Annotated in this window: 7 protein-coding genes and 1 pseudogene; 5 read left to right on the forward strand and 3 right to left on the reverse strand. The window is 66.8% G+C overall.

Translation table 11 applies throughout. From position 1 onward, the window contains the following. Positions 1-121: 121 nt before the first annotated feature. Positions 122-1,298 (forward strand): annotated as a pseudogene (locus JJL56_RS33560) (DDE-type integrase/transposase/recombinase); the annotation flags it as partial. Positions 1,299-1,313: 15 nt separating this feature from the next. Here the strand turns inward: JJL56_RS33560 and JJL56_RS32275 are convergent. After that, positions 1,314-1,601: a hypothetical protein gene (locus tag JJL56_RS32275; RefSeq protein WP_200487857.1), complete on the reverse strand. Its 288-nt coding sequence runs from the start codon at positions 1,599-1,601 to the stop codon at positions 1,314-1,316. 440 nt (positions 1,602-2,041) lie between these two features. Here JJL56_RS32275 and JJL56_RS32280 point away from each other — a divergent pair, with 440 nt between their 5' ends. Then, the gene (locus tag JJL56_RS32280; protein WP_425599165.1) at positions 2,042-2,710 is read left to right on the forward strand and encodes a transposase; all 669 of its coding nucleotides are present in this window, start codon (positions 2,042-2,044) and stop codon (positions 2,708-2,710) included. Positions 2,711-2,952: 242 nt separating this feature from the next. Here JJL56_RS32280 and JJL56_RS32285 read toward each other — a convergent pair whose 3' ends face one another. After that, entirely contained in the window at positions 2,953-3,312 is a 360-nt protein-coding gene (locus JJL56_RS32285) for a hypothetical protein (RefSeq protein WP_200487858.1), read from the reverse strand. Between the two features lie 92 nt (positions 3,313-3,404). Next, entirely contained in the window at positions 3,405-6,128 is a 2,724-nt protein-coding gene (locus tag JJL56_RS32290) for a MobA/MobL family protein (protein ID WP_345772667.1), read from the reverse strand. 466 nt (positions 6,129-6,594) lie between these two features. On the opposite strand from JJL56_RS32290, the gene JJL56_RS32295 reads away from it, so the two are divergent. From JJL56_RS32295 to JJL56_RS32305, 3 genes are all read left to right on the forward strand, one after another. Then, a complete protein-coding gene (locus JJL56_RS32295) occupies positions 6,595-7,488 on the forward strand; it encodes a hypothetical protein (RefSeq protein WP_200487859.1) in 894 nt (297 codons plus the stop codon). An 81-nt stretch (positions 7,489-7,569) separates the two neighbouring features. Next, the gene (locus JJL56_RS32300) at positions 7,570-7,830 is read left to right on the forward strand and encodes a hypothetical protein (RefSeq protein ID WP_200487860.1); all 261 of its coding nucleotides are present in this window, start codon (positions 7,570-7,572) and stop codon (positions 7,828-7,830) included. Next, the gene (locus JJL56_RS32305; RefSeq protein ID WP_247891377.1) at positions 7,827-8,855 is read left to right on the forward strand and encodes a recombinase family protein; all 1,029 of its coding nucleotides are present in this window, start codon (positions 7,827-7,829) and stop codon (positions 8,853-8,855) included. The genes JJL56_RS32300 and JJL56_RS32305 overlap by 4 nt, the downstream gene beginning before the upstream one ends. Positions 8,856-8,868 lie beyond the last annotated feature (13 nt).

The following is an 8,868-nucleotide window of genomic DNA, read 5'->3' on the forward strand; positions in this document are numbered from 1 at the left end:
GAACCCCGGACGAGGCCTACCAGGGCACATCGGACCGGATCAGATTGGCGGCATGACACGAACCCGAACCAAGCTTATTCCAACCGCAAATCTGTCCGGGAAACGGGGACCAGCTCACTTAGCCGACCGCAAACGCATCCGGGAACTCGAGCGCGAGCTTCGGCGCAACGGCAAGGCCCTGGCCGAAACCGCTGCGCTCCTGGTGCTCAGAAAAAAGTCGCGGCGATCCTGGGCACGGGCGAGGATGAATGATCGTCCTCGAGGATCGCCGCGAACTCGCCCACCTCATCCACAAGGCCCACCGGGCCGGCGCCCGCCTGCACGCCGCCTACGAGGTCGCCGGCATCACCGTCCGCACGCTCCAGCGCTGGGAAGCCGAGCGGCCCCGGCCGGCCCACGCGCTCAGCGACGAGGAGCGCGCCCGCATCCTCAAGGTTGCCAACGAGCCGCGCTTCGCCGCCGTGGCGCCCGCGCGCATCGTCCCCATGCTGGCCAGCGAGGCCAGCTTCTGCCGGGTCCTGCGCGAGAACGGCCAGAGCCGGCACCGGGGCCGCGCCAAGGCCCCCAGGCCAGGCGCCCGCCCACCACCCTCGTCGCCCGCGCCCCGGGAGAGGTGTGGTGCTGGGACATGACCTTCCTGCCCGCCGAGACCAAGGGCCGGTGGTTCTTCCTCTATCTCGTCCTCTACCTGTTTAGCCACAAGGTCGTCGGCTGGGAGGTCCGCGACACCGACAAGGTCGACCACGCCGCCCACCTGGTCCGGCGCACCGCGCTCGCCGAGGGCGTAAACGCGATGACCAGCAGGCCAGTGCTGCACGGCGACAACGGCGCTACCCTGAAGGCAACCACCGTTCTGGCCATGCTCCACTGGCTCGGCATCGCGCCCTCGTACTCGCGGTCCCGAGTTTCGGACGACAATCCCTTCGTTGAGGCGCCGTTCAAGACCGCTAAATACCGCCCCGAGCACCCCGCCCGCGGCTTCGCCGGTCTCCACGAGGCCCACGCCTGGGCCAAGCGATTCGTCGGATGGTACAATGACGTGCACCGTCACGACGGCATACGATACGTCACCGCCGCCCAGCGCCACGCTGGCCTGGACGCGAGTTCCTCGCCGCTCGCCACGACCTCTACCAAGCGGCCAAGGAGCTCAACCCAGCCCGGTAGAGCGGCACGACGCGGACTGGACGCCCATCGACGCCGGCACCCTCAACCCGGAGCGGGACGCAGCAATCACTACCGCTCCCCACGCCGAGCAAAAATCCGGCGCGGCGGCATGTGATAGGCGACAACTACCTTGACTCGCTCCGCAAGGGTCAAGGCGTAGGTTCATCCGCAACGAGCATGGCGCGTTCATGCGCGCTAACGCAGCGGTCCGCCGCCGAAACGGCCTCGGCCATAGCTTGCTCCTCCGTGGCCGCGATCCCGCTTTCCCGCGGGACGCGATCCGGATCCAGCGGCACCACGACGGACCAGATCCAGCCGCAACCCTCGTGGTAATCCATCTCAACCACTTCTGCTTCGACGCCATGGATGGTGGCGCGTCGGCAGCGAAGGCCATCAAGCGCATCCAGCCTGTACTGGCGCCACGAAATCTTCTGCATACGTCTTCTCCACAGCGAATCGCTTACGGGTTTAAGGCGTGATGGCAAGGGGCATAGTTGGCGAGGCAAGCCAATAACGAAATCACGGCACCTCAACCGCGGCACGCTCCTGCTACCTCTCGTAAATCATAGCAGACCAGCAGAGAATTTTCAAAGTATCTTCAACCGCTACGGCACATTTATTATATAGCGATCAAAATGATGTTTACCGTTCTGGTGAACGGAAGAAGTTTATATTTTGGCCGTTTTGTCCGTTGCCGTGGCAACCGTCATCCGTGAACAATCGCTGGACCCAAGTGAAAATGAGGTTTGAGCGATACCGTCAAGTTCGGGCTGGCCGGGGCGGAGCTATAAGGGGAAATGGGTGATAGGCCGATCAGGCGGCGTGCTGTGACACGGCATCGGTGACCTTGATGCCGTCACGGAATGTGACGCCGCGGATGCCGGAACTCGCGCAGCGGGCGCCGCAGTGCCTCGTCGACCAACTCCGTCTGTTCGACGAGGAAATCGACCGGCTGGAGGCGGGTATACTGGAGTGGCATCGTGCCAGAGACGTGAGCCGCCGCTTGGCGACGATACCCAGCATTGAGCCGATCACCGCCAGCCTGATCGCCGCGGTAGTGTCGGATGGGACGTTGTTCCGATCCGGCCAGCAGTTCGCCGCTTGGCTCGGGCTGACGCCGAAGGCGCACAGCAGCGGCGGCAAGGACCGTCAGGTCAATATCGGCAAGCAGGGCGAAGGCTACCTCCGTCGCCTGCTGGTCGTCGGCGCCACGGCGGTTATGCGGCTGGCGCGCCAAGACCACGCGGCCTGCTGCTGGGCGGCGAAGCTACTGGAGCGCAAGCCAGCCAAACTTGCCGCCATAGCCTTGACCAACAAGACCGCCAGCATCGGATGGGCAGTGTTCAGGCGCGGCGGGACAATCTTGCAAGCCCCGTCGGATGCGAGGAGCGTCTCCACGCTGCGGCGAGGTTCGGCAAGGCTGGCAGCCTGGAACCTCAAAATGTCTGGCGCGATCAAAGGCTTGCGGATTGAACGTGGATCGGCAGGCACATCGGCAGAATTCTGGACGCTGTCGTGGAAATCAGCAGAAAGGCCAAAAGGTTAGCGGATTGGACGATCGGCAGACGTTGAACGGAGAATCGGGACAGCGCGGCTGCACACTCCGTTCCCGCAGGAATGGCCGCCCCTTCCGTCCGGTTCTGTATGAAGCCGCGTTCGGGACCAGCAACGCGCCCTGCCGAAAAGAAGGCGCCGTGCCCCGTTGGTCGAGGCAGGGAGCCCATATCAGGAGTTGGAGCGCGGTGGGTCCTTGGAGCGTGACCCACCAGGACGCTCCGGCGCCCCCACCTACAGCGCAGCGCCCTTGCTTATGAGATGCACACGGATGACCGGGCGGTCGAAACCGCGGAGGAGAACCAAGCCGGCATCGAGGGCTGCGTCGAGGTCTTCCACGACGTCGAAGATGTCCTGTACCGACAGGGAAAGCCGGTAGTCCATCGCCTCCGCTGCCTGGACGATCATGTCCAGCTTCCGACGGTCGGCGGCGGCGCGCTGACCGCAGGCCCAACGCTGCAGGGTTTCCTGAAGCCAGTCCACGAACTTCATGGTCGCCGCGCTCTGTTCCGCCGGAAGCACACGGATGATCGCGTCGTCTTCGATGCACGCGGCCAGGGCTGCGCCGCTCCGAACTGGGGTGGTCATCATCATCACGGGTCGTCCTGAGTTGCGACCGCCCGTCGTGGCGGCCCGCAGGGCCAGCCGCCACGACGGGAGGACGCAACGTCGACGCGTCCCAACTGTCACCGCGCATACTCGTCGCGGATCCGGGGTTTGGAAGGTCGGACGGGTTGCAGGGCGACGCCACGCTGCCGCGCAACCCTTGCGATGACCGAATAGGCGTGCCGGTGTTCGTTCCGGCGCCCCTCCTCGCCCGCCTCACGCGCTGCCCGTTCGGTTGCCCGCGCGGCCTCCAAGAAGTCGTCCTTGCTCATCGCGTTGAGCCGCGCCTCCAAGGCCTTGACGGCCTCGGTCGCGGCGCTGGTGAACCGGACGGCGCCCACCACCACGCCCGACGGCCGCGGTTTCTCGCCGGTCATGACCTCCAGCGACTCCCGGGTTGCCGCGGGTGGCTTCACGCCACCCATGATAGGCGCCGCTTCCGCGTCGGGGTTCACCTTGTCGGGCTGCACAGTCTGCTGGCCTTCCTCCTGCAGCGGGCTCCTATTGCGCCGGCTCGGGAGCGCAGAGGAAAGATCGCCCGGCTCCTTGCCATGACTGATGGCATCCATCAGCAGACGCCACGCCGCCTTCGCCGGCTCGACCAGCCCGGCCTGCCGGGCAAGGAGCATCACCAATCGCCGGCCGTGGCGAACCAGTGTCTGATAGGCGCGCTTCCACCCCTGCGCTTCCAGTTCCGCCTGCTCCCGACTGGCGCGCTCCCGCGCAAGCTCCGCATCCCGACCTTCGATCGCCGTCGTGAGGATCGCCAGAGCCGCCGGAACCCGCTCGGCAGCGGCGCTGCGGAGGTGCACACCAAGCGCCCGCACCGGCGCGTCCAACAGGGTAGCCACCTCATCCAGTGCTTGGTCGCGGTTCGCCTGCGCAATCGCCCGCAGCCGGGCGCCGGGTTCACTGGGCAGGACCTCCGGCGTCAGACCCGCTGACCGCGCCGCCTCCTCCACGGCGTCAGCCAGTTGGCTGGCTGCCTGCGACCGCTTGCGCAGTTCAAGCGCCAACTGTTCGTCGGCAGCGTCGGTGTCGACCGTCCGGCGCACGAGGCGGAGTGCCTCTTCGGCACGGTGACGCGCTTGCCGATCTTCGTCGGCCTGCCGGGCAGCCGCCGCTCCGGTGATGGTCGCCGCCTCGGCGCGGCGCTTCGACTCGGCCAGTTGCTGCCGCAGTGAAGTGCCTTCCACGCGCAGGGCACCACAGTCCACATCCGTTGCCCGCCGCTTCTCCTGCTCCAGCGCCAGGGCGGCCTTCGTACGTGCCAAGTCCCTGGTGAGTTCCTCGGCGCGTGTCTCCGCCGATACGCGCGACTGCTGCTCGCGCATCAGCACGCCGCGCGATCTCTCGTACGCGGTCGCCATGGCGCCGCGGGCGACGGTGACGATGCCATCGGCCAGAGACGCCGCGGCATCCGGCTGCGCCTGCCCGGTCGCCGCAGCGATGGTCGCGACGCTCCGCGAGGCAGCATCGAGTTCTTCCCGCAGCCGCGCCGCCTCCGCCGTCGGCTCCGGCACCGTCACCGTCCTGTCGCTTGCCTCAGGAACGGCGATCCCGACGGTCCCCGGTTCGGGCGCGCGCGCTTTCCGTTCCGCGTCGCGGGCCTCCAGGTAGTCGAGCACCATCGCGTGTATCCCGCTCCACAAGCCGCGGTCATGCCAGTCAACGACAACACCGGGAGGAGCCTCGACCTTCACCATCCCACCCGTTTCCCGGCTGAAACGAACCCCTTGCGCTTCCAGCTCTTCGATCCGGACAACGGCACGAGCCAGACGCGCCGATTTTTTGTCGGGCGCTGCGCGTCTGGACTTTTCGAGTTCCGCCACGATGGCATTGAATTCATGAGGCATGACGTCCACTCCTCCAAAATCCAGAGCGCGCCCCTCGACGACCGGGTGATAGGCCGGACCGAGCGGCACCTGGGAAAGCGGTTCAGGGGTTGGCCCGGCGGCGCCGAGGTCCTGCTGTTGACGGTGGCGATGCCACTTCGACCGCTGAGATACGCGATGGGTCGCCCCGGTTTCGGCCAAGACCTCGTTGCACAGCTGCTCCCACAGCTTGCGGCTTCCGATCAGAAAGGCCTTCCGCGACAGGTCGCGGTCCTTCGGGCCGAGGGCGCCGTCGACGAGCGGGCGCGTCGTCGCCAGAACGTGCGCGTGCGGCTGGTAGACGACGAGGCGCCCATCGGGCAACTCCAGGGCGTGGGGGCCGTCCACCGGGGGAGCGCTGGGGACACGGGCCACCGGGATCACCGGCCACGCGAGATCGACCGTGTTCGCCAACTTCTCGGCGGCGGCCGGCACCCTGGGGTCCAGGGGGCGCCCGTACAGGTGGACCGCAATGTCGGCGATCAGGTTGCGTGATCCGAGGTGCTCATCAACGAAACGCTCCACCGACCGGATCGACGTCGCGATGGGGACCTCCCGGCTGAGCGACAGCGTGTATTGCAGCGCCAGCGTCGCGTCACGGCGCCGTTCGCTGAGTTCCACCCTGGTCCACAAGGTCTGCCGGTCGGCGCACCAAGCGGGCGCGCCCGCGGGCACGCGGATGTCGGTGTGGTGAACGCCCGACTTGCCCGTGAAGTCCGCAACCGCCGACACAGGATCCTGCCCCTTCGCCGCCCACGCCTCCCGCAGGTCGGCGCCGATGGTCAGACCGACTCCTGCTTGGTAGGCGGCCGCCGCGATAACGGTGCGGAACCGTCCACCGGACTGATAAGCCGCCGACGCTCCGGCCTTCGCGCCGGCGCCACGGGAGAGCATGCCCTGTTCGATGCGAAAGTATCCCAAGTCCGCCACGGCATCGGCACCTCCCCGCCGTCGTCGATCCGGCAACCGGCCCTGGCCGGCCCCGGAGGCGTTGCGGCCCGCCGCAACGCCTAACTGCACACTTCTTCGCTCGAGGCTGCCCGTGGCGAGGGCCGGAGGTCCGACGCCCGGGCAGCTTGGTTCCGAAGGAAGCGTATGGAGGGTTCCGCCCCGCCGCATCGGGCGCCGGGCAATTTTCTGCGCCGTTTGGGTGAAATGGTGGACCCGAGCGGCCCGCAGGCGGAGGGGTGGGATCGACGTGGATGGCGACGGTAACGCCGGTATCAGGTGCCGCTACCCGGTATCGCTACCGCGGTATCACCTCACCATCGGCCGGCTTGGACCGGAACCGTCAAGATTCCGTCGCCGCAGCCCTTTCCTGGCATCGCAACTCATCCAGATACTCAGCCGGCCGACGGCACGGCCGCCCAAACCGTAGTCCCCGCAGAGGTTCTGGATGTCCTGCTCCCAGCCTACCCATCCCCTGATCACGCACGAGTCCGTCTCGGAAGCAGTCAGCAAGATCGTGTCGAAGGACCACGCCTACCCATCATACCGCCGCATCCGCGCCGAAATTGGCGGGGGTTCCCTGCGCGACGTATCCCGCTTCATCCATGACATCAGGAAGACCGCCCCTCACCTCTTCGTCATTCAGAAGGGCGCGGTCAGCACGTCTGGCAATGCGTTCGCAGGAGGGCCGGTTGACGTCAAGTCCTGCGCCGCGGCCGAGCAGATGCGGTGCGCCATCGACGGCGCCTTGACGGCCTTCATCGCGTCGATCGACACCATGCGGCAGGAGGAGAGGCGCCTCGCCGCGGAACAGCACACCACCGCGCTGGCAGCCCTGCAGAGCGAAAGCGCGGCTTGCCGGAGCGAACTGCACGCCCTGACGGCCGAGATCACTGAACAGGAGCAGGGCTATGAGGATCTGGCGCAGGAACACGACCGGATCATGGAAGACCGCAACCAGCTGGCGGTGAAGGTCGCCCAGCAGGGCGCGGCGCTGACCCGGATGTCCGCGGAGATCGAGGATTGGCAGCGGCAGGCGGCGGACGCGCAAGCCGCTGTGGAGACCGTGAACCGCCTTCTGTCGGAAGAAAAGGCTGCCCTCCTGCGCTCCTCGCTGCAGCTCGACCAGCTGCGTTCTGAACTGACCGCCAAGCATCAGGTGGAGCAGGCGCTGGACGAAGCGCGCCGCGAGAACGCCCGCCTGCGGGGGCGGCTGGAGGTTCTGGAACCGTTGGCGGCAACGCTCGCGGCATCTGCCCATCGTGAAGCCGGTGGCAAGGTGAAGCCCGCCAAGCAGGGCTCGTTGGGGCTGCCGGCCATGGCCGCGCCGCCCGACTCCTGACCGCACCGATGACCGGGTTGGCGTCGGCGACGCCGATCTGCCGCTGTGTTTCCGCTTCTGCCACCATCGGACCATATCGTCATGGCCGCTCCCACCATGGACTTTCCACCCGTGCCCCACACCACCGACTCCACCGCCGCGACGACGGCGCCCGCTGTCCAGCCGCCCCAGCAGGAGCAGCGGACCATTCCGCTCGAGAAGCTGCTCGGATTGGCCCGCATTCTGGCGCGCCATGAGATGCGCCGGCGGCCGTCCCAGGCCGGCTTCATGACGTTCGCTGCCGGCCTCGCCCTTGTTCTTCTCGCCGCCCTGATCGCGTTCTCCCTGAAGGCCCTGCGATGACCGTCCTCCACCACCCCCGACTCCGTGCCGTGATCTACGCGCGCTATTCGACCGACAAGCAGCGCCAGGAATCGATCGCCGACCAGATCGAGCTGTGCCGGCGTTACGCCATCCAGCAGGGCTGGGAGGTTGTCGATACCTACACGGACGCCGCGATCAGCGGCGCCTCCCGGCACCGCCCGGGCTTTCTGAAGCTGGTGGATGACGCCGGGCGCCGCCGCTTCGATGTCGTGGTGTCGGAGGGCATCGACCGTCTGGGCCGACGGTTGGCGGACACCTCCGATCTCTATGACCGCCTCAACTTCCACAATATCAAGCTGTACACGCCACACCTCGGTGAAATCACCACGCTCCACATCGCCATCATGGGCATGATGGCACAGGTGCAGCTCAAGGAGACCGGTCAGAAGACCCGACGCAGCCATCTCGGCCTCGCCAAGGAGGGACGTATTCCCGGCGGCAAAGCCTATGGATACGACGTCGTCGACGGAGACAAGGCAGGTGGCGGGTACCGCCGCATCAATGCGGACGAAGCCGCCGTTGTCCGCCGCATCTTCGCGCTGTACGCCGACGGCATGAGCCCCCGCGCCATTGCGCGCCTGTTGAACGATGAGAACGTTCCAGGCCCCAGGGGGAAGAGATGGGTCGATACCACGATCCGCGGACAGGTCGCCCGCGGAACCGGTATCCTCAACAACGCCAACTATGCCGGTGTTCTGGAATGGGGACGTTGCGAGTTCGTCAAGGATCCGGGCACCGGCAAGCGCGTCGCCCGCATCAACCCTCAGGCAAAGCGGGAGATTGTCGAAGTCCCCGAGCTGCGCATCATCGACGACGTTCTGTGGAACCGCGTCAAGGTGCGACAGGAGGCGGTTGCCACCGAGATCGGTCGGGATGAGCAGGGCAACGCTCTGAACCGCGTGCATCGGCGGCGCTTCCTTCTGTCCGGCGTGCTGGTGTGCGGCGTCTGCGGCGGGAGCTATGTTGGAGATTGGGTGACGGGCCGATCAGGCGGCGTTCTGTGACGCGGCTTCAGTG

The sequence above is a fragment of the Azospirillum aestuarii genome (genome assembly GCF_016632405.1).
Taxonomy (GTDB): Bacteria; Pseudomonadota; Alphaproteobacteria; order Azospirillales; family Azospirillaceae; genus Azospirillum; species Azospirillum aestuarii.